Raw genomic sequence first — 21,671 nt, forward strand, 5'->3', positions numbered from 1 at the left:
TTATTATTTGGCCTGGCTATCCAGTAATCCGGCGGCGACCGCAGGGGCTAATCCTGGTGCCAGCGGCAAGCGTGGGATCACCAGGCAGTGCAGCAGATGGTAAATATCCTGTTTTCCATCCCAGACTTTGGTGGTCACTTCGTTATTGGTATCCAGCTCCTGCCACCAGGAACCGTTCTCGTAATCCATCAGGTACTTAATGCAGTATTCCCACCACGTCTGATACCAGGCTTCGTACTGCGCCTCGCCGGTGACGGTATAGAGCGCATAGGCTGTTCCCATCGCTTCGACGATTGGCCAACGTACGCGTTCGCGCACGATAGGTTTGCCATCCCAGCCCACTGAATAGACAAAGCCATCCGCCCCGTCGGGTGCCCAGGCGTCGCGTATAGTGGCGTGGAACAGCCCTTTCGCATCTTCCAGCAGCCACTCTGGCGGCGTTTCAAAGCGAGCTTCCAGGGCGGCGCGCAGGTGTAACATCAGGCGTCCCCACTCGATCCAGTGCCCCGGCGTGCCGCCGTAGGCGCGGAAACGGTGGGCTGGATTGTCGATGTTGTAATCGCGGATTGGATTCCAGTTCGTGTCGAAGTGCTCGTTAACGCGATACTCCCCTTTGCGCGCCACGTCGTGAATAATCACCGAGGCGATGCGCAGGGCGCGGTCGAGCCATTTACGGTCGTGGGTGACGTCATACACAATCAGGAAGGCTTCTACGGCGTGCATGTTGGCATTGCCGCCGCGGTAATCTTCGGTTTTGCTGAATGCCTCGTCCCAGGATTCGAGGCACATTTGTTCGTCCTCGCTCCAGAAATAGCGCTCGATCACCTCAATCGCCTCGTCCAGCAGCTTGCGCGCCTGTGGATGACCCGTGGTGACGGCGCTCGCCGCGCCCAGCAGCACGAAGAAATGCTGATAGCCCTGCTTGGAGGCGTCGATCACGCCCTCGTCGTTGACGCAGGCGTACCAGCCGCCGTGCTGTTTGTCGCGCAGCGGGCCGTTGAGGGCGTTAATGCCATGCTCAACCAGGGTGTAAGCGCCGGGACGTCCCATGTTCGCGGCCACCGCGTAAACGTGCAGCATACGGGCGGTGATCCACAGATGGGTGCCCATGTCGCTGCGGATCTGGCCGTTATTGCCCAGCCAGCCAAAGCCAGTGGGTACGGCGGCGTTTTTGCCGAAATCGAGAATGCGGTCGGTCTCTTGTTCGAGCCAGCGGTTATGGCTCAGGGTGTTAAACCATTTCATGTTCGTATCCTTTCTTAACGGCGAGCCATCATTTCGTCGACGATTTCGCCCAGACGCTGCAGTTTCGGTACAGAGACGTCGCGCAGCATCATTTCAGTATCCGGCAGCCCCACCACGGACGACCACACGGCGCGACCGGCTAAAAAGCCTGAAGCGCCCGCCTGCATGGCAACCTGCACCGCGCGCGGGAAGAGCTTGTCATCCACGCCGGAAGAGAGGATCACCCACGGCATGTTGATCTGTTCATTCAGTTTCTGCGAGGCGGCTAACAGTTCCTGCTGCGTACCTTTACCGAACAACGGCATCTCGACTTTGTAGAGATCGGCGCCGCTGTCGCCCAGCTCTTTTGCCGCATCGATAATGGCCTGTTCGCGGTTAAACACAGCGCTGCGACGCGGGGGACGAACCACCGGCTCAATAATGCTAAGTAGCCCGTTGTCATGGCACAGCTTATTAAACGCCGACACCATCTCCAGACGTTGCTGCGGATCTTCGTCGCTACGCCACAGCACCAGCAGCTTCAGCGCTTTGCCGCCATCGCGCCTGACCGCCTGCGCATCAATATTTTTATCAATCACCACGCTGTCGACCGGAATGCCATTCCCCGGAATAAACTCGTCAGCCGCCACAATCATCGCGCAGCTGTTGGCAACCGCCTGTTGTTCCACGATCTGGCGATAGCAGAACTGCTGGTCGACAAGAATAGCGGAGGCGTACGGCGACAGAATTTTCGCCGCATTGACCTTAAAGTCAGTCAGATGCTGATCGGTGACTGGCACAGGCGCACCCGCTGCGGCAAACATCAGACGCATCGCTTCGCGCTGATCCACGGCCAGCATGGCAAAACCGCCGGAAGGTCGGGTGATATCTTTCAGGGTGTACATCGTCATTCCTCAGTCCTTACTTATCAGTGTGATTATTCAGTCCGGCGGATGCGCGAACCTGTTCAAGAATGGCCGTCCAGTCTTCACGTCCGCGTCCGGCGGCGCGTGCCTGGTTGTAGACTTCGCGGGAGGCGGCACCCAGCGGCATCGGGACGTGCAGTTGGTTGGCTACGTCCAGGGCGATCCCCAGATCTTTATGTGCAAGGTCGATCATAAAGGCGGGTGAAAGATCCCCTTTCAGCACCTTGTTTGGCCACGAGGTGGTGAAGTGCCCTTTCCCCGCAGGGGTGCCGCTCATGACTTTCAGGGCCACATCAAAGGAGAGGCCGAGCGCTTCGCACAGTACCGCTGCCTCAGCAGAAAGCGCGTTCAGGGCGATGCTCATGTAGTTATTGATAAGCTTCACGCGAATGCCCATCCCAGGCCCGCCTGCGTTAATCAGTTCATTGCCCATCGCCATCAACACCGGCGTGGCGCGTTCAACCTGCGCCCGCCAGCAGGAGCAACGTTCCGGCGATAGCATGATCCGACGTGCGCCCGACAGGCACATCCATCAGGCTGAAACCCTGTTTAGCCATGTCGCGGATCAGCGCGTCGGTCTGCAGCGGATGAATGGTGGACATATCAATCACCAGCGCGTCGCGGGACAGCCCGCCGCAAACGCCGTGCTCACCAAACAAAACGGTGCGCACCAGGTCGCCGTTTGGCAGCATGGTGATGACAAATTCAGCATCGGTTGCCGCCTGTGCAGGGGTTGCCGCTGCTTGTGCGCCGCTCTCTACCAGAGCCTGAATCGCCTGGGGGTTTACATCAAAGACGCTAAGCTGGTGGCCCTGCTGTAAAAGATTCTTCGCCATGGGCGCGCCCATCTGTCCTAAACCGATAAAGGCAATTGCTGACATGCTTCTCTCCTGTCACATCGTGTCAATTATTGAGCGTTTATGTTGTCTGTTTTTGATCGTATTTGTAATTTATAGTCAAAAAATTGACACGGGTCACTTTTTAAACATTTTGTGAAATTAAAATGAGAGCATCAGAAACGCAGAAGGAATCACCATGACTCGCATTGTTTGTGTTGGCATTACCGTGCTGGATCGCATCTGGTATCTCGATGATTTACCGAAAGAAGGTGGGAAATATGTCGCAAAAGACTATACGGAAGTGGGTGGTGGCCCGGCGGCAACTGCGGCGGTGGCGGCGGCAAAACTGGGGGCAGAAGTGGATTTTATTGGCCGGGTGGGGGATGACGACACCGGCAGAAGATTACTCGCGGAGCTGGAGTCCCTGGGGGTAAATACGCGGTACACCCGCGTTGTTAAAGGTGCCCGCTCTTCACAGTCGGCCGTGCTGGTGGATGCGAGCGGTGAGCGTGTTATTGCTAACTATCCCAGCGCCGATCTTCCTGCGACCGCAGACTGGCTAAAGGAGATCGATTTTTCGCAGTGGGACAGTGTCTTGGCCGATGTACGCTGGCATGAGGGCGCAAAGCAAGCCTTTACCCTTGCCCGTCAGCAGGGCGTGCCTACGGTGCTTGATGCGGATGTCACTCCGCAGGATATCGCTGAACTCGTTGCGCTGAGCGACCATGCGGCCTTTTCCGCGCCGGGTCTGAAACGTTTAACGCGCATAGATAATCCACTCGATGCCTTAAAAAAAGCACAAACGCTCACAAATGGACACGTGTATGTCACGCAGGGCCGTGAGGGGTGTTACTGGCTGGAAAAGGGCGAACTTTGCCATCAGCCGGGGTATGCCGTTGAAGTGGTTGATACAACAGGCGCGGGGGATGTTTTTCATGGCGCGCTGGCGCTCAGTCTGGCGCAACAGATGCCGTCATCAGAGGCAGTTCGTTATGCCAGTGCCGTCGCGGCATTGAAATGCACCAAACCGGGCGGGCGCGCAGGTATACCTGACTGTGATCAAACCCGCTCTTTTTTGTCACTTTTTGTATAAAATGCGGGGCGTGATGGTTTTCAGAGGACAGCCCATGAGCCTTACCGAACTGACCGGCAACCCGCGCCACGATCAGCTGCTAACGCTAATTGCCGATCGTGGTTATATGAACATTGATGAACTGGCGAACCTGCTGGATGTCTCCACGCAAACGGTGCGTCGGGATATCCGCAAACTGAGCGACCAGGGGCTGATAACACGTCATCATGGTGGTGCGGGCAGGGCATCCAGCGTGGTCAACACGGCTTTTGAGCAGCGCGAAGTCTCTCTGACCGAAGAGAAGCGAGCGATTGCCGAGGCCATTGCGGACTATATTCCTGATGGCTCAACCCTGTTTATCACCATTGGTACGACCGTGGAGCATGTGGCCCGTGCCCTGCTTAACCATAATCATCTGCGTATTATCACCAACAGCCTGCGGGTGGCGCATATTCTCTACAAAAACCCGCGCTTTGAGGTGATGGTCCCCGGCGGTACGCTGCGTCCGCACAACGGCGGCATCATCGGCCCGGCGGCCACGGCGTTTGTGTCGGGTTTCCGTGCTGATTACCTGGTGACCAGCGTCGGGGCGATTGAATCCGACGGTGCGCTGATGGAATTTGATGTTAACGAAGCCAGCGTGGCGAAGACCATGATGGCGCACTCCCGGCACATTTTACTGGCGGCCGATCATACGAAATACCACGCTTCCGCCGCGATCGAAGTCGGTAACGTGGCGCAGGCTACGGCGCTCTTCACCGATAAACTCCCCGGCTCTGCCCTGCAAGGTCATCTGAAATCCGGCAAGGTTGAGGTTGTTGAAGTCAATCCGGGCGACGAATAACAGACCGCTTCGCGGTTTTTGCTCTCACGGCCTGGCAGGTACCCTGCGGGCCGTTTCTTCCTTTCTGTAAGCTGGCGCTGGCGCATAGCCAAACATCTTCTTTCCCGCTAAAGTTAATTTTCACGGCGAAAAGGAGAAGCAGATGCTCTATATCTTTGATTTAGGAAACGTAATCGTCGATATCGACTTTAATCGTGTGCTGGGGTCATGGAGTGATTTCAGCCGCGTTCCGCTGGCAACGCTTAAGCAGAGTTTTACGATGGGCGATACCTTCCATCAGCATGAGCGCGGTGAGATTTCGGATGAAGAATTTGCCGAAAAGCTCTGCCAGGAGATGGAACTAGCCCTCAGTTACGAACAGTTTTCCCACGGCTGGCAGGCGATCTTTGTCGGTATTCGTCCCGAGGTGATTGCCATCATGCACAAGCTGCGTGAGCAAGGGCATCGGGTAGTGGTGCTGTCCAATACCAACCGTCTGCATACCACTTTCTGGCCGGATGAATATCCCGAAGTGAAAGCGGCGGCAGACAAAATCTACCTGTCCCAGGAGATGGGGATGCGCAAACCGGAAGCGCGGATCTACCAGGCCGTTTTGCAGGCCGAAGGATTCTCTGCCGCCGACGCCATCTTTTTTGACGATAACGTCGATAATATAGAGGGAGCTAACCAGTTGGGTATCACGTCAATTCTGGTGACCGGAAAACAGACAATACCTGACTATTTTGCGAAGCAGTTATGCTAAAAATCGTTCATCAAAAAGCCAGCCACCACACCCGACCGTTTCGTGCGTGGCTAAAACTCCTCTGGCATCGCATCGATGAGGACAACATGACCACGCTGGCAGGCAACCTTGCCTACGTGTCGTTGTTGTCTCTGGTGCCGCTGGTGGCCGTTATTTTTGCCCTTTTTGCCGCTTTTCCGATGTTTTCGGATGTCAGCCTGCAGCTCCGCCATTTTGTTTTTGCGAACTTCATGCCTGCCACCGGGGATGTCATTCAGAATTACATTGAGCAGTTTGTCGCGAACTCCAGCAAGATGACGGCGGTGGGGGCGTGCGGACTTATTGTCACCGCGCTGCTGCTGATGTATGCCATCGATAGCGCGCTCAATACCATCTGGCGCAGCACCCGGGCGCGTCCTAAGGTTTACTCGTTTGCAGTCTACTGGATGATCCTGACGCTGGGGCCGTTGCTGGCCGGTGCCAGTCTGGCGATCAGCTCATATCTGCTCTCGTTACGCTGGGCCAGCGAACTCGACAGCGTGATTGACGACGTGCTGCGCATCTTCCCGTTGCTCTTGTCCTGGCTCGCTTTCTGGTTGCTCTACAGCATTGTGCCTACCATGCGGGTGCCTAACCGCGATGCGATGCTGGGCGCGCTGGTGGCCGCTCTGCTTTTCGAGTTGGGCAAGAAAGGCTTTGCGCTCTACATCACCATGTTCCCCTCCTATCAGCTGATTTATGGCGTACTGGCGGTGATCCCCATTTTGTTCCTCTGGGTTTACTGGACGTGGTGCATCGTCTTGCTTGGCGCTGAAATTACTGTCACTCTCGGGGTATATCGCGAGCTAAAAAAAGCGGCCGAAGCCGAAAAACGACGAGAAGCAGACCAACCATGATTGCATTAATCCAGCGCGTAACCCGTGCCAGCGTCACCGTGGAGGGAGAGGTGACGGGTGAAATTGGCCCGGGACTTTTAGTCTTGTTAGGTGTCGAAAGGGATGACGACGAGCAGAAAGCCAACCGCTTATGCGAGCGCGTGTTGGGTTATCGCATCTTCAGCGATGCAGAAGGCAAAATGAACCTCAACGTCCAGCAGGCGGGTGGCAGCGTGTTGGTCGTATCGCAGTTTACGCTGGCAGCCGATACCGAGCGCGGCATGCGCCCGGGCTTCTCTAAAGGGGCGGCGCCAGAACGGGCAGAAGCGTTATATGAATACTTTGTTGACCGTTGCCGTCAGCAAGAGATGCATACACAGACCGGACGTTTCGCTGCAGATATGCAGGTCTCGCTGGTAAATGATGGCCCCGTCACGTTCTGGCTCCAGGTATGAGTGAGCTGACGGCATGGCCGCGGGTAACAAGAGAGACTACAGCTATGTATCACCTTCGAGTACCGCAAACGGAAGAAGAGTTGGCGCTTTATTATCAGTTCCGCTGGGAGATGCTGCGTAAGCCATTGCATCAGCCGAAAGGGTCGGAGCGCGACGCCTGGGATGCCATGGCGCATCACCAGATGGTCATGGATGAAGAGGGCAACCTTGTCGCCGTCGGGCGGCTGTATATCAATGCCGATAATGAAGCCTCCATTCGCTTTATGGCGGTGCACCCCAGCGTACAGGATAAAGGTCTCGGTACGCTGATGGCGATGACGCTGGAGTCTGTTGCCCGTCAGGAGGGCGTGAAGCGCGTCACCTGTAGCGCGCGTGAAGATGCGGTCGAGTTCTTTGCCAAGCTGGGTTTTATAAACCAGGGCGAAATCACCACGCCGCAAACCACCCCGATTCGCCACTTTTTGATGATCAAACCCATCGCTTCGCTGGATGATATTTTGCATCGTGCCGACTGGTGCGGTCAGCTGCAGCAGGCCTGGTATCAGCACATCCCGCTGAGCGAAAAGATGGGGGTGCGCATTCAGCAGTACACCGGGCAAAAATTTATCACCACCATGCCGGAGATCGGCAATCAGAACCCGCACCATACGCTGTTTGCCGGCAGCCTGTTTTCTCTGGCCACGCTCACCGGCTGGGGGCTTATCTGGCTGATGCTGCGCGAGCGCCATCTTGGCGGCACGATTATTCTTGCCGATGCCCATATTCGTTACAGCGCCCCGATCAGCGGTAAGCCAAGCGCGGTAGCTGACCTCGGCGCACTGGGCGGCGATCTCGACCGTCTGGCACGTGGCCGCAAGGCGCGCGTACAAATGCAGGTTGAACTGTTCGGCGATGAAACGCTGGGCGCGGTCTTTGAAGGCACCTATATTGTTCTGCCTGCGAAGCCCTATGGCGCGTATGAGGAAGGGGGGAATGAAGAGGAGTAGGGATATTTAAAGAGAGTTATCTTTTCAGAAGATAACTCTCACGTGATATCAGAAGCGGTAGCCAATACCCAAAATAAACCCATTGATGGCGTAATTACCATTCAGATCGGCTTCTGTTCCTTCATAGCCGAGCGTCATCGAGACATTTTCGACTGGATTAATCATCAGACCTGCGCCATAGGCAAAAGAGGTCGATTTTTCAGAAAGACTATCATGACCGGTATAGTCCAGCGTAGCATTAATCCACTTTGTCGTTCCCGATGCTTTGACATAAGCGATACCGCCCAGGGCATACAGGGAAATATAATCATTAATACGGTATGACGGACCAGCCAGTACGGAATAATATTTCACATCAACATCGTTTTTTACGAAGTCATTAGCCACATAATATTGGGCGAAACCATCGCCCTGCATGTAGGTTAAAGAGCCAATGATGCTTAACGGTGAGTTCAATTCGTAGCGATATTGCAGGTTTACGCCGCTCAGACTGTTAAATTTTTGCACGTCGGCGTGGGCATAGCCAACAGCTAACGTTTGTTCGTTAGCGAAAGTTGCACCACTTGCCATGGTGAATGCCAGCAGAATTGCCAAAGATATTTTATTCATTTATATATTCCCTTAGTGTTTTTGATGAGGGGATTTTAAAGGGATGGTAGAAGTAAAAATAGAGGGTTCAGCTCTGGCGATCTATTTTTAGGAAGATATTTATAGCTTGGTTATGAATGTTTTTTTATTTGCTGAGTATGGAGAGGGGGCGGTGAATATTTATTGGCTGTGAAATGGTCTGGAAAGTCTAAGTATCACCTGTATAAATAAATTGGAAGTGCATAAGGGGTTGGGGAAGTTCCTGGGGCGGTGTGTGACGCGGGAGATTAACCGGTGAAAATGTGCCGGAAGTAGTGATTCAAGGCGAATCCCGGCGAGGCGGCCAGATGATTTTTAATCGTTAAGACTATTGATAAAATCCAAAACACTTTTTAGATCGGTACACCATTCAGATATTTTCATACCATCTTCATTATGAGTAACGCGTGGTTCCATAAAATCATTGATTTTATCCACTGTAAAATCAGGATGTTCATCGAGGAATAATATTTCGTTTTGCACGAAAACTCTATTTCCATGGAAATATAAAACCCAAGTGAATATAAAATTCGTGTGGTCAGGTTCATACATTGAGACAACTAAAGTAGCATGCTTCTTACTTGCCAAACCACTTTCAAGTGAGCTTAACCATGATTTTTTATAGTCATTTATATTCCAGTAAGATAAAGGGATATTGATTATTTCTGAAAAATCATCAATAACTATTGATGCAGGTAAGACAAGCTCACCCTCAACATCCACTGGTTTATCCTCTGGGAAAATGCCAAACATATAGTAGTCCTTAATCCTATTCAGATTGCTGTCATAAGTTCCCAATCTTTCGACCGATTTCCGCGATAAGCTGCGCCTCCTCCATCCGGCGCATCTCTTTCTCCTTATCGAAGATGGCGTCGATGCTGCCGTTGGCATTTTCCGTGTCGCGGGAGAGGGTGGCGATATCCTGCGTCTGGTTTGCGGTGTCAAGAACCACCACCGTGCCGTTTTCAATGGCCGCGTGCGTGGTGCCTTCAGTTGTCCGCCTCGACAAATAGGTGATTCTTCACCATAACTCATTCTGATATCGGAATTCTGTTATTTCCTACTTTGCTGATAGTAGATATACCAGCAACCTATGGCACCAATAACCCCTCCCGCAACACTCCCTTTGAAAATTTTCGCAAAATCAATTGATCCTAAATCGAAATTTAACCCGCTAGTGAATAAATAAAATAGCTTTATTAAAACTTGCATAGCCACAGCAGCAACAAATATTCCAAAAGGCAAAGAAATGAGTAAGTAGAGTAAGACTAAAAGCAATTTTGATACACAATTTTTCATTTGTTACCCTCCGTAGCTTTTCCTGCTCGGTCATTCGCATATTCTGTTGTTACTGTACCTGTTATGTTGCCAGCAATACCCGGCGTTTGATTGATCGATAGCGGTTTGGATATCCCTTTTCCAATATCAGTCCAGATCCAGTCTTTCCATGGTTTCATTGGGTTAAAGGCTTTATCAAGCGGCATCTCAATCAATTTTCCAGCATTATAACCCAGACCAGAAGCAATTCCGCTGATCGCTCCACCTTTCAGAGGATCATCACCTTTAAGATAATTTGATGTTGCTCCACTACCAGCATTTACGACCATCGTACCCCACAATCCGGTCCCTGCCGTTAGTGCCCCAGTCCAGTAACCCAGAATGACATCATTTGGATTTATTTCATGGTTAATCAGTAATCCAACGCCTGCATTTGCCCCAGCACCTATCAAACTGGTCGTTGCTGCTGCACCCGGCAACAGCGGCCATGCCATAGCACTTCCCATCGCGGCTATCGCTGTTTCACACGATATCGGTGTTTCACCACTGCAGGCCTCCTTAATCGCCGCCTGTTGTTCTTCCTGCCATTTCTCTGCTGTCCCCGGTTTGTTCGCTTCTGCTGCTGCCAGTACATGGGCCAGCGAGTTATTCTCAACCACCGTCTTTCCTCACTGCGCCCCCGCAACGCCGCCAGCACATTATTTTCAACAACGACTTAGAATCCCTTTATTTTTAATGACCGGGCTATCCACATTACACTCCCGACAAAGCTTCCCACACTGAGACTAATCTTGCAGAGCAGGAATATATTTCCCATAGTAAAATTTATTGGTATACCTTTAAAAAATAAAAACAACACCTCCCCTCCTGCATATAAAGTCATTGATGTCAAAAAAATAGATACAACACTTAATGTGATAAAAAGGGCCAAGTGTAGAAACGTATTTTGCTTTCTCATTTTTTACGATCCTTATGAGAGGTTTTCTGATCTATATACTTCCCGCTGAGCTCAGAGCCCAAGCTACCGCCAATATCGCCAAACATGCCTGGAAAATAACTAGGTGTCATTTCTTTTGAAAGCCCAAGTTCTCCCTTCACTTCAGTAAACCGTCTCAGATCAGCATTAAACTTTGGATCCCAGCCGCCTTTCCACCAGTTTGCCCCGGTATTGACCCCCCATGAAAGTCCTTTACCAATGCCATAACCAATACCCGAACCGGCACCAGTGATAAGAGCACCCGACAGCCGGTCTTTGTTATCAATCCAGTTACCAAACGCACCCCCTGCCGCATTCCAGCCAACAGTACCTACAATTCCGTTCCCCATACTGAATACGTTTACCCAACCAGCGATAGCGGCATTCGCCGGGTCAATGGCGTCATCTGCCCAGTAATTGACCCCGGCATTAGCGGCAGCACCAAGCCCCCACATCACCTGAGCACCACCGGGTAACAACGCCACGCCACCGCTTGCCAGTGCCAGTCCGACGACATCCCGTTCATTCATTGCTTTCTGGCAGCTTGCTGAAGATGGTTCATCTGCGCAGCTCGCCATATCAGTTCTGTGCTGTTGTAACCACGCAACCTGTACATCCTCACTCCCTGCCATCAGGTTATTCTCAACCACCGTCTTCCCGGCCTGGGCCCCCGCAATGGCGCTGGCCGTGCCGTCTCCCGCAACGCCGCCCGCTATCCCTGCGGCAAGGGTTGCCAGGGCGCTGATGGTCTGCTTTTCCGTCTCATCCAGCTTGTTGAAATCCTTCCCGTACATCTCCAGCGCAATTGCCCCTGCCAGCTCTCCGGCCAGCGCACCCGCGGCACCCGCGAGCGCGTCTTCCCCCTGCATCGCGGCCAGCACGGCGTTCGCCACTGCGTGGGCGGCGGCTTTCCTCCCTTAAAACCCCCTTAATTTTAATAGATTAGCAATAACAAAAATCGCGCCAGTAAAAGAGCCAATAGCACAGCCAATTTTAATGATTTTTAATATCTCTATTTTTGTTAAATCAAAAGAGCCAGTCAGTATCCAAACTAAAATGTCCACCGACAGTGCTATACATAAGAATGTAATTGTAATTCCCATTACACATACGATAAATAACATCAGAAGATTTAATGCTTTTTCATTGATGTATTTCATTTCAGCGAATCCTTAATAACTGGTTCAATTTTTTTTCCGCCATATTCAGAGGGGAAAGAGGCTCTAATGTCACCGAAATCACAAAGAATATTGCTTGGTTTCATTTTCTTTGAAAGGCCATAATCCTGATCTATAAGTTCGTGAACCTTCATTTATTCACTCACTTCATTTAATCGTTATCCAAAAAATATTCAATTGATTGAAGTAGTTCATATTGAGTACCAGTACTTTTGTCCGAACCATGGCAAGCTCTTTGATTTTGGGATATCTGGTATTAACATAATACTTTCGTACTGAAAGTACGGTATCGTCGTATCATAAGATTAAGGTAATTCTCGATTTTCAAAAGGTACACCAACAGGTGACATAAAACTGCCGCCTGGGTATCCATATCGATCAATAGTTGCACCCGTCGGTAGCGTGACTTTATTTACAGGGCCATAAGCACCGCAGTTAGGGGGCCAAATACCCAGTGACTCCTGAATGGCCCCCTCAGCTTTACTGAACTGGTTGAAATTAGAAGATTCACGAGCTTTTGCGCTAAGAGTGACATTATCCTTCATATTCATCGAATGAATTAATTGCTTTCGTTGTTTGTTGTGTTTTGGCTCCTAATGATGACTGCTTGATACGCTGTGAAGACGAATAAAAAGCAAAAATTCCCGCTTTGGAAGGCGGGGGTTTTAGTCGCCTGGATCACTTGTCAGGGCCTGTGGGCGGCTTTTTACGAGCATTGTACTCGTCTATTTTGTAGAAGATGAAGGAAACCAATGTTCCTAAAGCCCCTGCTACAAAACTCATTTTTGCCGATTTAACTAATTCTTCCTGAAGTAGATATATCTCACCGGAAGCAATAAACCCAGTTACAATTCTTGCTGCAATACCTAACAGAAAAAATGCAGTAAAAAGATAAAAAAATAAGAAGATAGATATTCTCAAAGTCATTTTTCTTTTCATTGTTTTTTCTCTTTCTCATTGACAATATTTTTCGTTCTGTCATTTATCGACTCGAATATCAGTGCCGCGCCTATATCACCTAAAACACCAGAAGCGCTACCAGCATATGGCGCAAGTAAGTCCGGCGCATATTTTCCGAAAGTTCCCCCAGCCAGTGAACCTGCAATAGCGCCTCCCTGACCAGACAAGCTCGGTCCATCAGTCATAAAGGCTCCGCCCATATTAATCAGAGTGTTCCCGCCAATATTATATCCCGGAGCCAGATAACCTGCCCCTGCTGCAACAGTTGCGCTATAATAACTAAACTCACCGTCAGGTGCCATATTCATATACTGGAAAGCCGAGTTTGCCCCACCTCCAATTACCGCTCCGATAATACCTTTGGCTATCGCTATTTGAGGCGCAAGATAGAATGCATCGGCGATAAATACACCGTCCTGATAACCTTCAACAATGGCTTTGCTGATATTAGCACCTTCCGGTAAATCACCTTTTGCCAGCTTATTCAGCCCTGCCTGCGTTTGTTCTGGCGTCAGATTGTTATCTACTGCGTACTGGTTCCATGAAGCAGCGGCCTGTCCGTAATTCATCATACCCGACGGTATACTCAGCGTATTATTCTCAACCACCGTCTTCCCGGCCTCGGCCCCCGCAATGGCACTGGCCGTGCCGTCTCCCGCAACGCTGCCCGCTATCCCTGCGGCAAGCGTTGCCAGGGCGCTGATGGTCTGCTTTTCACTTTCACTCAGCGCAGCAACATCCTTCCCGTACATCTCCAGCGCAATCGTCCCTGCCAGCTCCCCGGCCAGGGCACCCGCGGCACCCGCGAGCGCGTCTTTCCCCTGCATTGCGGCCAGCACAGCATTCGCCACTGCGTGAGCGGCAGCTTTTTCCATCGTGTCGTCCAGCCCGGAACGGTGCCCGATAACCTCCGCCACGTACGGAGCGGCAGCCCCGGCCAGCGCGGCGGTCATGTCGCCGCCCGCCAGCCCCTGAACGGCCGCGGTAGCCGCCTGGATGGCGCGCTGCATGTCGCTGCCCGTGCCGTACTGCTCCATTGCCGTGCGCCCGGCCTGGTCGGCTATCTCCTGCGGGGTCGGGTTGCTCTTGCCCTCGGCCCTCAGCTTCTCCTCTGCGGCGCTGAAGGCTGCCGGGTCCTTCATGGCCTCCTGCTTCGCGATTTCACCCTGGGTACGGGCGATATCCGCCACCTGCATGCCGATTTCCGCGATAAGCTGCGCCTCCTCCATCCGGCGCATCTCTTTCTCCTTCTCGAAGATGGCGTCGATGCTGCCGTTGGCATTTTCCATGTCGCGGGAGAGGGTGGTGATATCCTGCGTCTGGTTTGCGCCATCACGAACGGTAATGGTTCCTTCCCCGACAGCCGCGTGCGTCGTCCCCTCCGCACTGCCGCTGCTGTCCGCCCCGGCCAGCAGGTTGCTTGCCATGTTCCCGGCGAACTGCCCGGCGATGCTGCCGCCGGTGCTGATGCCCACGCTCTGATGGTCCACGTCGTATTCGGCGGTGTTGTGAATATCGCGCCAGCCGAGCGTTCCGGTGTCGAGATGGTTCCTGTCCGCGGTGGCGGTGGAGGCGATAACCGCGCCATCGAGCTGCGTGTGGTCGCCCACGGTGATGTTGAACCCGCCGGAGCCTGCAAAAATGCCGGTCTGCTCCTTCACGGAGGCATAGTCGCTGGTCATTTTATCGCGGCTGTAGTTAACGCTGGCGGAGCCGCTCATCGAGCCGAAGGTGAAGCTGCCGCCCGCGCTGGCGTTCTGCTGTTTGCTGTCGTAGCGGTCGGTGTCCTGTTCGCTGACGAGGGTCAGGTTACGCCCGATATCCATCACGACGGTTTTACCGCTGGCCTGCGCCCCGGCAAGGGTGGCGTCGCGGCCGCTGACGATGCTGAGCGTCTCTCCGGCGTTCACCATGGTCTCGGTGTGGGTGGTGCCGTTGCCGCGCTCTGTCCCCCTGCCGCCGTTGACGCTGGCGGAGACATTGATGCCCAGGCCGCCGGAGCCATAGCCGATACCCACGCCCGCGCTGCTGCCGTGGCTTTCGTTTTTGCCGTCGAGCGTGGAGGTGTTCAGGGCAGATATCAGGTTCACGTCCTGGCTCGCCTGTAACCACAGGTCATTGCTGGCATCAAGCTGGCTGCCGTGAACCAGCAGGTCGCCGTCCGTTGCCACCACGGTGAGGTTATTCCCGGCGGTGAGGCTGCTGCCTTTTGCGGTAGTCTGCGTGCTGGTCTGGGTGGATGTTGACGACTGGCTGCCGTAAGAGAGGCTAACGCCGATGGTGTTGTCATTGCCCTTCTGGTCGCCGGTGGCCTGGTCGAGCACGACGGCCTGTGCACCCTGTCCGAGGGTCAGGGCGCCTTTCACCGCCTGCAGGGCGGCGAGGCGGTCGTTGTCGGTCTCACCGGCCTGCTTCAGGGTGCGGACGCTGCTGTCGAGGGCACCACCCGCCGCGCCGGAGAGCGCAAGGGTCAGGCCGGAGGTTTTCTGCTCAACGGTGTGGGTCTGGGTGCCGCTGTCGCTGGCGGCGGTGATGCTGACGTTTTTCCCGGCCAGCGTCATGTCCTGCCCGGCAATCAGCTCCGAGCCGTGGACGTTCAGGTCGCTGCCCGCGCTCAGGGTGACGTTGCCGTTAATGGAGCCGATGGTGCTGCCGCGATGCGTGGTGTCCTGCGCGGTGTCAGTGACCTTCAGGCTCTGCTTGCCGTAGCTGAAACCAATACCGCCCGTGCCGGAGAAGCCCGATTTTTTCTCCTGTCGCTGATGGCTCTCCTGGTTGTGCTCTTCCGCCGTGGTCAGGGTCAGGTTGTTGCCTGCCGCCAGGTGGACATCGTTATCGCCAACGATATTACTGCCCTGAACAAGCAGATTATTGTCTGCCTGCAGTATCACGGTGTCGCCGCTCAACACGGCCCCCTGTGCGGTCTCACGGTTGACCACATCGTGGGTGGTCACGGTCTTTTTCGACAGCGCGCCGCTGCTGCCAGTAGATTTATGGTGCGACTCAAATTCGCTGCGTTCAGTGGCGGCCATGATGGAAATATCACGTCCCGCACCCACGCCGAGTCGGTCACCCGCCTCGACGTAGGCCGCCTGTGCATTCACGTCGCGTCCGGCTATCATCGTAACGTCGCCAGCGCCGGAGATTTGGCTTCCCACCTGCTGCGTGACGGACTGCTTCAGCCAGTTGTCTTTATCCCACGTCAGGTTATCGCTGGTCGAGGTGGTAACGGTCGACAGGTTCAGATCCCGCCCGGCGTTAAGCACCGTCTGGCTGTCGCTGCCGCTGTTCACCACCTGCGCCCCGGTCAGGCTGAGATCGCGCCCGGCGTTTAGCACCAGCTTACCGTCATCGCCCTGGACGTAGATCCCTGCCACACGTTCAATGGCGGTGCGTTCAAAGCTGTTTTTCCCGGCGGTGCTCTGTGCGCTGCGGGTCGTGGTAGTGATGTTAATGTCCCGTCCGGCAGAGGCCAGTACGGAATGGTTGCCGGAAATTGTGCCGCCGATGTTATTGATGTCCGTACGGGCGAGCAGGCTGACGTCTGCCCCCTGAATCGTCCCCGCCCTGTTAGTGATGTTGTCGGCGCTAAGCTGGACCACTTCACGGCCATGAATTGTGCCGCTGTTGACCAGGTCACGGTTCAGGTTCATCACGACGTTCTGGCCCCCCATCAGCGCGCCGGAACCGTCAATGTCGCCAGGCTGTACGCGAACATACACCTGGGGCACCATCACCGTTTGCCAGCTACCGTTTGCAAGCTGCACTCGTGTATTCACCAGCCAGACCATGTCCTCCGTCAGCAGGCTCATCTGTTCGGCGGTGAGCGCCACGCCCGGGATAAGCTGATGCTCTTGTCCGAAAGCAATCCCCGTATCCATAAGTGCTTTGAACTGGGCTTCGTCATCGCGGTAGTCGCCCAGATAGCGCCCACCGGTGAGGGCGATGATCTGCTCGCGTACCAGTCGCTGCTCGTAGTAACCGTCGCCGAGGCGCTTATGCACGTTGTTCGGATCTGTCGCGAACGCATTCTGCATGTAGTCGCTGCCGAGCCAGGTTTTGTTGTTGGTGAAGCGTGGATCGGTTTCAACCAGATACGCCGCCGACGGATCGGGTAGGGTATTAAACAGGCTGCTGTCTGGCAGTCGGGTGTCTGGCCCTGCCGCACGGATCACCACGTCCTGCGCATCGCTGGCAGGCATTTCGATCCATTTCGCTGGGGTATTTCCGGCAGGCAGTTCAGGGGACAACGCCCCCTGCCCGGGTACGGTGGTTTCAACGCCAACCGTCAGGCTGCCCACTTCCTGGAGCGTGGCGTCCGTTCTGTGCGCGGTGGCAGGGGAGAGGGAAATGTCGCTGCCTTCAGCCTGGCTGTTGCCCTCCATGCGTCCGGGGTTGAGGGTGATGGACTGGATCACCACTGGCGGCGTGTAGTCTGAGGTGCTCTTACCCTGAGAGTCACCGCCTTTTTTGGATTTACGGCTGTAGTGCGTCACCGAGCCTGCATCGGTGATCCAGCGGCTGCCTTCTGGCATCACGTTGTCTACTGAATCGGCGAAGATGCCGAGCGTTCCTCCTGCCACAATCTGGCTTTTATCGTTCAGCACCTGGTGTGCAGCGATCAGCATATTTCCACCGGAGAGGATTTTTCCCGGGTCACTCTCGGTAATGACCTCTTCTTCGATGGTGCGGGTGTAGCTGTATTCGTAGAAGTTATCATTATTGGCCCCGGTATCGTCCGGGGTGTTGAGATTCAGCAAGCGGTCGGCAGAGTTACGGTCGACAAAAACCCCTGCGGTATTCGCGTCCCAGCGGTCAGGCGATCCCCTGTGCTGATACTCATGCATCTCCTCCGTGGAGATCAGCGCCACGTCGGTGCTGAAACGATCGTTGACGTTATTAATCAGGCTGATGGACAGCGCCATATCACCCGCAGATTCAATCGTTGCGCTATGGTTGTTCAGCGTCTTCGCCTGACCGGTGGCAAAACCACGGGCATCGATCTGTCCGCCGATAGCCAGCGCACCGTCACTGTAGATCAGCGCATGATCGCGGTTGTTTATGGTGTCTGCGCCAATATCCACACGCTGACGCCCGGCGAGGGTCGCCGCTTTTCCGCCCTGAGCCAGGTTATTCAGCGTGGTAGCCTGCAGCGAGAGATGGTCGCCATAGATACGGCCGGTGCCCGCGTTCGTTAAGGTCCCGGCACGCAGCCACGTCTGGCTACCATCAATAAGGCCATAGTTGTCGAGCGAACCGGCAACCGATAGCCAGGTTGCCCCTGCGGCTATTTCACCGGAAGCTGCGTTGAAGAGGCTGGTGGCAGTGAGGTCAAGCGTTGTACCGGCCAGCAGATTACCGGCGTTAGTCACGCGGCCTGGCGTGGTAAACGTGACGCTGCCGTTGGCGATAATATCACCCGTGTTGTTAAAGGCCTGGCGTGTGCGAAGCGCCATGTCGCCCAGCGACAGCAACTGACCATCACCCGTGACATCGCTCGCGTCAATGTTCACGCGCTCGCCACTGATGACCACACCATCGGTGTTGAGGAGCCGCATGGCTGCTCCACTTAGCGACAGCTTGCCAGCGGCGGACAGCTCGCCCTGCGTGTTATCGAGGGTTCCGGCATTGGTGATGGAGAGTGTCTTGCCTGCCAGCACCGTTCCCTGGGCATTCTCGAGCTGCTGGCTGTGGATTGTCACATCCAGCCCTTCAATGCCCTTTTCTTCGGCCTGAGTATTGCGGTTGAGCAGTGAGGCTGCGTTGAGCGTCACCGTTGCGCCACTGCGGATCAGGCCCCGCGTGTTGTCGATTGCACCTGATACGGCGTTCACCACCAACTCACCCAGAGACTGGATCTGCCCGTCCTGGTTATCAAGACGGTCGAGGGTGAGGGCCATTCCCTGCTCGCCAACCAGACGCCCGCCGGAACGGTTATCCAGCGAGGTTGCCAGCAGTGAAAAATCACCCTTTGTGCCCAGGGTACCGTTCTGGTTGTTCAGCCCGGCGGTAGCAAGTTGCATGGCCGCCAGGCTGTAGAGCGTCCCCTCGCGGTTATCCAGCTGATAGCCGTGGGTATCAAGAACGATCCCGCTTCCCTGAATGATCCCCTGACGGTTGTCGCTATCACTGTGTGTGGCCAGCGTCAGCGTATCCAGGGCAAACAGCGTTCCGGCAATATTGCTAAAGCGTGTGGCGTCCAGCGTGGCCTGTTTTTCGGTGAGGATGACGCCCGCATCATTTTGCAGATCGGTCGTTTTGATCGACAGGTTGCCCTGGCTCACGATGCCGCCCATATCGCCACTGTTGCGGTTGTTGATATGTTCAACGGCCAGGGTGAGATCGCTCCCGCTCTGTACCAGCCCGCTGCTGTCGTTGTTCAGGCTTTGCCCGGTGATTGCAAGATCGCTCCGGGCGGCAATCAGCCCTCTCTGGTTAGTTATCCGGGACGTGTCTATTCGCGCATCCTTACCGGATACCAGCGTACCTTGCGTATTATCCAGCGCCCCGGCATGAATACTCAGCGACCCAGCCGCGCTGAGGGTGCCGTTGCGGTTGTCCAGGTTATCAGCCAGCGCCAGCGACAGGTCGTTCCCGGTGCTGAGCGTACCGCGCTGGTTGTCAACGGCATGCGCATGCAGTTGCAGGGTAGAATCAGAGGCCAGCGTGCCGTCGCGGTTATCTACGTTTTTGGCCCAAATTTCAGTCTCTTTCACCCCGGCAAGCATGCCGTGCTGGTTGTTAATACTGCTAGCGTTCACGTGCAGTTTGCCAAAGCTGACGATGCCGCCCGTCGTCTGGTTATCTCTGTTTGAAATGCTGTTGCCGTGGGTATCGACGATCGTGTCCGCACCAGACTGAATCAAACCTTCATCGTTATTCAACCCGGCGCTGTCGAGCGTCAGGGTATCGCGGGCGGCAATCGTCCCGCCGGCATTCATCAGCGCTTTGCTGCTGGTCAGCCCGACACGGCCTTGTTCAGCGCCGATAAAGCCTCCACTGTTGTCCAGCCTGTCGGCGGTCACGCTGAGGCTGTCTGCCGCCGCCAGTTCGCCCTCGCGGTTGTCCGTCAGGCCAGCGGTTTTTATGGTCAGGGTGCCGGTATCGGCGGCGACAATCTGGCCCTTGCGGTTATCCAGCGACGCGGCGTTAACGTTGACCGTGGCGTTGGCGGCAATCACACCTTCGCGATTATCAAGGCCGTCCTGATGGGTCAGCGTCAGCGCCCGTGTCCCGCTCTGGCTTATCTGACCTTTCTGGTTTTGCAGGCGTTTTGCCGAGAGCGTGAGCTGGTCGGCGGCGAGCAGGCCACCGTTATTGTCGAGTGTGCCTGAGGTGGCCGCGCTAAGCGTGTCCCGGGCAACGATCTGCGCGCTGCGGGTGCTAAGAGCGCCTTGTCCGGCGTTAAGGGTAATGGTCTTCCCCTGCGTCACGCTGCCTGATGCATCCAGCCCCTGACCCACGGCTTTGATGTTTCCGCCTGCTGCATTCAGGCCGTGCATATTGAGCGTGCCACTGGCGTTCAGCGTGAGATTGCCATCATTGCCGATGCTGCCATCGGACAGCACGCCCGCAGCCAGCGTGCCGGTGCTGGCGATCTCCGTGCCGGTCAGGCTGACGTTATGCTCAGCGGCAATCGAACCGCTGTTTTGCACGGAGGCCGTGCTGGAGAGGGTCGCGTCCGCTGAAGACCAGAGGGCGCCGCTGTTCTCAATGCGTCCGTCGGCAGAGAGGGTGACCGTCCCAGCTTCCGCGCCGATATTGCCCGCGTTGCGCACCCCGACGCCTTTTTCCGTTCCGAGCAGGCGGATTTTACCGGCGTACATGCCGCCGACCTGCGCGACATCCAGCGCCAGCGCGGGTTTTGCCGCACCCTTATCCGCAAGGGCGGAAACCTTTTCATGAGCCGCATCCACCGCGTTGCGCCCGGTGGTGACGCGTAAATCCTGCGCGTGAATGGCGGCGTTCACCTGAACCGCCCGGGCGATGATGTCGGTGTGCTCCTGGCGGGTAGAGTCCAGCCCGCTGCCGTTCACGGTAATGTCACCGCGCTCCACCTGATACCCGGTTATCCGGCCATCCTGCATCTGGGCGGTACCGGTCGTCAGCGTGGCGCGCCCGGCGTTAATAAAGCCGCAGCCGTCGCAGGTGATGCCCGACGGGCTGGCGATGACTACGTCGGCTTTTTGTCCGGCCACCTCGATGTAACCGTTGAGCTGGCTTGGGTTGCGTGCGTTCACCTCGTTGAGGATGACCTTCGCCTCGCCCTTTGCCAGCCACGGGTTGGCGGTCACCATCCCGCCGAGTTCGGTTGAGGTATTTTTATGGGAGTTATTCAGGATGACCCCGTCCCGGCCAACGTCGAACTGACTGTAGGTGTTGCGGGACACGCCGCCTGCCGATGGGGTCTGGATATTCACCTGCGTCGTACCGTTGGCGGTGCTGATGACGGTAGGCTGCTGCTTGCCAGGCGCTGAGGCGTCCGCCACGATGCCCGCGGCCTGTATCGTTACCGCACCGGAGGCCAGCCACAGGGCAAAGCTGAGCGCCCCGACGCGGCAGACAAGGCGCTGAAGGCTGCGTCCGATCCCGGGAGATGGCGAGGTGCCCGCGCAACTGCGGGCAAGCTCGGAGACGACCATCAGCATGCCGCGGGCTTTATTAAAGACGATGCGATACAGGCGTTTATTCATGGTGAAATCCTTTTATT

The 21,671-nt window shown here is 55.2% G+C and carries 18 protein-coding genes and 2 pseudogenes; 6 read left to right on the forward strand and 14 right to left on the reverse strand.

Features of this window, described 5'->3' with window-relative positions:
* Positions 1–3 precede the first annotated feature (3 nt).
* From yihS to yihU, 3 genes and pseudogenes are all read right to left on the reverse strand, one after another.
* Positions 4–1,245: a sulfoquinovose isomerase gene (yihS, locus tag C3F35_RS12000; protein WP_032615407.1), complete on the reverse strand. Its 1,242-nt coding sequence runs from the start codon at positions 1,243–1,245 to the stop codon at positions 4–6.
* 14 nt (positions 1,246–1,259) lie between these two features.
* A complete protein-coding gene (gene yihT, locus C3F35_RS12005; RefSeq protein WP_032615405.1) occupies positions 1,260–2,135 on the reverse strand; it encodes a sulfofructosephosphate aldolase in 876 nt (291 codons plus the stop codon).
* 10 nt (positions 2,136–2,145) lie between these two features.
* Positions 2,146–3,031: pseudogene (gene yihU / locus C3F35_RS12010) on the reverse strand (sulfolactaldehyde 3-reductase).
* 154 nt (positions 3,032–3,185) lie between these two features.
* Between yihU and C3F35_RS12015 the strand changes: the two are divergent.
* The 6 genes from C3F35_RS12015 to fabY all read left to right on the forward strand — a co-directional run bounded on the left by C3F35_RS12015 (position 3,186) and on the right by fabY (position 7,942).
* A complete protein-coding gene (locus C3F35_RS12015) occupies positions 3,186–4,082 on the forward strand; it encodes a sugar kinase (protein WP_103793394.1) in 897 nt (298 codons plus the stop codon).
* A gap of 34 nt (positions 4,083–4,116) precedes the next feature.
* Entirely contained in the window at positions 4,117–4,905 is a 789-nt protein-coding gene (locus C3F35_RS12020; protein ID WP_059306932.1) for a DeoR/GlpR family DNA-binding transcription regulator, read from the forward strand.
* 142 nt (positions 4,906–5,047) lie between these two features.
* Positions 5,048–5,647, forward strand: a complete 600-nt coding sequence (gene yihX / locus C3F35_RS12025; RefSeq protein ID WP_032615395.1) for a glucose-1-phosphatase — start codon at positions 5,048–5,050, stop codon at positions 5,645–5,647.
* Positions 5,641–6,522: a virulence factor BrkB family protein gene (locus C3F35_RS12030; protein ID WP_032615393.1), complete on the forward strand. Its 882-nt coding sequence runs from the start codon at positions 5,641–5,643 to the stop codon at positions 6,520–6,522. Before yihX ends, C3F35_RS12030 begins: the two co-directional genes overlap by 7 nt.
* On the forward strand, positions 6,519–6,956 hold the full coding sequence (dtd, locus tag C3F35_RS12035) for a D-aminoacyl-tRNA deacylase (RefSeq protein ID WP_103793395.1): 438 nt from the start codon (positions 6,519–6,521) through the stop codon (positions 6,954–6,956). Before C3F35_RS12030 ends, dtd begins: the two co-directional genes overlap by 4 nt.
* 44 nt (positions 6,957–7,000) lie before the next feature.
* A complete protein-coding gene (gene fabY / locus C3F35_RS12040) occupies positions 7,001–7,942 on the forward strand; it encodes a fatty acid biosynthesis protein FabY (RefSeq protein ID WP_158251939.1) in 942 nt (313 codons plus the stop codon).
* Positions 7,943–7,990: 48 nt separating this feature from the next.
* Here the strand turns inward: fabY and C3F35_RS12045 are convergent, their stop codons facing one another.
* The 11 genes and pseudogenes from C3F35_RS12045 to C3F35_RS12090 all read right to left on the reverse strand — a co-directional run bounded on the left by C3F35_RS12045 (position 7,991) and on the right by C3F35_RS12090 (position 21,654).
* Positions 7,991–8,551: an Ail/Lom family outer membrane beta-barrel protein gene (locus tag C3F35_RS12045; RefSeq protein WP_103793397.1), complete on the reverse strand. Its 561-nt coding sequence runs from the start codon at positions 8,549–8,551 to the stop codon at positions 7,991–7,993.
* A gap of 333 nt (positions 8,552–8,884) precedes the next feature.
* Complete coding sequence (locus tag C3F35_RS12050) at positions 8,885–9,322, reverse strand: hypothetical protein (RefSeq protein ID WP_032615385.1); 438 nt, start codon at positions 9,320–9,322, stop codon at positions 8,885–8,887.
* A 31-nt stretch (positions 9,323–9,353) separates the two neighbouring features.
* Positions 9,354–9,578, reverse strand: a complete 225-nt coding sequence (locus C3F35_RS12055; RefSeq protein ID WP_032615383.1) for a hypothetical protein — start codon at positions 9,576–9,578, stop codon at positions 9,354–9,356.
* Positions 9,579–9,622: 44 nt separating this feature from the next.
* Positions 9,623–9,868, reverse strand: a complete 246-nt coding sequence (locus tag C3F35_RS12060) for a hypothetical protein (protein WP_032615381.1) — start codon at positions 9,866–9,868, stop codon at positions 9,623–9,625.
* Entirely contained in the window at positions 9,865–10,506 is a 642-nt protein-coding gene (locus C3F35_RS12065) for a hypothetical protein (protein ID WP_230431080.1), read from the reverse strand. Before C3F35_RS12065 ends, C3F35_RS12060 begins: the two co-directional genes overlap by 4 nt.
* Positions 10,507–10,801: 295 nt before the next feature.
* A pseudogene (locus tag C3F35_RS12075) lies at positions 10,802–11,734 on the reverse strand (VENN motif pre-toxin domain-containing protein); the annotation flags it as partial.
* Positions 11,735–11,740: 6 nt separating this feature from the next.
* Positions 11,741–11,983: a hypothetical protein gene (locus tag C3F35_RS12080; protein WP_032615377.1), complete on the reverse strand. Its 243-nt coding sequence runs from the start codon at positions 11,981–11,983 to the stop codon at positions 11,741–11,743.
* The gene (locus C3F35_RS26670) at positions 11,980–12,135 is read right to left on the reverse strand and encodes a hypothetical protein (RefSeq protein WP_156107304.1); all 156 of its coding nucleotides are present in this window, start codon (positions 12,133–12,135) and stop codon (positions 11,980–11,982) included. The genes C3F35_RS12080 and C3F35_RS26670 overlap by 4 nt, the downstream gene beginning before the upstream one ends.
* 171 nt (positions 12,136–12,306) lie before the next feature.
* Positions 12,307–12,552, reverse strand: coding sequence for a glycohydrolase toxin TNT-related protein (locus tag C3F35_RS26675; RefSeq protein WP_071886405.1), 246 nt, complete (start codon positions 12,550–12,552; stop codon positions 12,307–12,309).
* A gap of 127 nt (positions 12,553–12,679) precedes the next feature.
* On the reverse strand, positions 12,680–12,940 hold the full coding sequence (locus tag C3F35_RS12085; RefSeq protein ID WP_059306936.1) for a hypothetical protein: 261 nt from the start codon (positions 12,938–12,940) through the stop codon (positions 12,680–12,682).
* The gene (locus C3F35_RS12090) at positions 12,937–21,654 is read right to left on the reverse strand and encodes a hemagglutinin repeat-containing protein (protein WP_103793398.1); all 8,718 of its coding nucleotides are present in this window, start codon (positions 21,652–21,654) and stop codon (positions 12,937–12,939) included. Before C3F35_RS12090 ends, C3F35_RS12085 begins: the two co-directional genes overlap by 4 nt.
* Between the last annotated feature and the right edge of the window lie 17 nt (positions 21,655–21,671).

It is taken from the genome of Leclercia sp. LSNIH3, assembly GCF_002935105.1.
GTDB lineage: Bacteria > Pseudomonadota > Gammaproteobacteria > Enterobacterales > Enterobacteriaceae > Enterobacter > Enterobacter adecarboxylatus.

Excerpts from the sequence above, each read along its gene's own strand:
- yihS (WP_032615407.1), bottom strand. The coding sequence starts at position 1,245 with ATGAAATGGTTTAACACCCTGAGCCATAACCGCTGGCTCGAACAAGAG.
- yihT (WP_032615405.1), bottom strand. The coding sequence starts at position 2,135 with ATGACGATGTACACCCTGAAAGATATCACCCGACCTTCCGGCGGTTTT.
- C3F35_RS12015 (WP_103793394.1), top strand. The coding sequence starts at position 3,186 with ATGACTCGCATTGTTTGTGTTGGCATTACCGTGCTGGATCGCATCTGG.
- C3F35_RS12020 (WP_059306932.1), top strand. The coding sequence starts at position 4,117 with ATGAGCCTTACCGAACTGACCGGCAACCCGCGCCACGATCAGCTGCTA.
- yihX (WP_032615395.1), top strand. The coding sequence starts at position 5,048 with ATGCTCTATATCTTTGATTTAGGAAACGTAATCGTCGATATCGACTTT.
- C3F35_RS12030 (WP_032615393.1), top strand. The coding sequence starts at position 5,641 with ATGCTAAAAATCGTTCATCAAAAAGCCAGCCACCACACCCGACCGTTT.
- dtd (WP_103793395.1), top strand. The coding sequence starts at position 6,519 with ATGATTGCATTAATCCAGCGCGTAACCCGTGCCAGCGTCACCGTGGAG.
- fabY (WP_158251939.1), top strand. The coding sequence starts at position 7,001 with ATGTATCACCTTCGAGTACCGCAAACGGAAGAAGAGTTGGCGCTTTAT.
- C3F35_RS12045 (WP_103793397.1), bottom strand. The coding sequence starts at position 8,551 with ATGAATAAAATATCTTTGGCAATTCTGCTGGCATTCACCATGGCAAGT.
- C3F35_RS12050 (WP_032615385.1), bottom strand. The coding sequence starts at position 9,322 with ATGTTTGGCATTTTCCCAGAGGATAAACCAGTGGATGTTGAGGGTGAG.
- C3F35_RS12060 (WP_032615381.1), bottom strand. The coding sequence starts at position 9,868 with ATGAAAAATTGTGTATCAAAATTGCTTTTAGTCTTACTCTACTTACTC.
- C3F35_RS12080 (WP_032615377.1), bottom strand. The coding sequence starts at position 11,983 with ATGAAATACATCAATGAAAAAGCATTAAATCTTCTGATGTTATTTATC.
- C3F35_RS26670 (WP_156107304.1), bottom strand. The coding sequence starts at position 12,135 with ATGAAGGTTCACGAACTTATAGATCAGGATTATGGCCTTTCAAAGAAA.
- C3F35_RS26675 (WP_071886405.1), bottom strand. The coding sequence starts at position 12,552 with ATGAATATGAAGGATAATGTCACTCTTAGCGCAAAAGCTCGTGAATCT.
- C3F35_RS12085 (WP_059306936.1), bottom strand. The coding sequence starts at position 12,940 with ATGAAAAGAAAAATGACTTTGAGAATATCTATCTTCTTATTTTTTTAT.
- C3F35_RS12090 (WP_103793398.1), bottom strand. The coding sequence starts at position 21,654 with ATGAATAAACGCCTGTATCGCATCGTCTTTAATAAAGCCCGCGGCATG.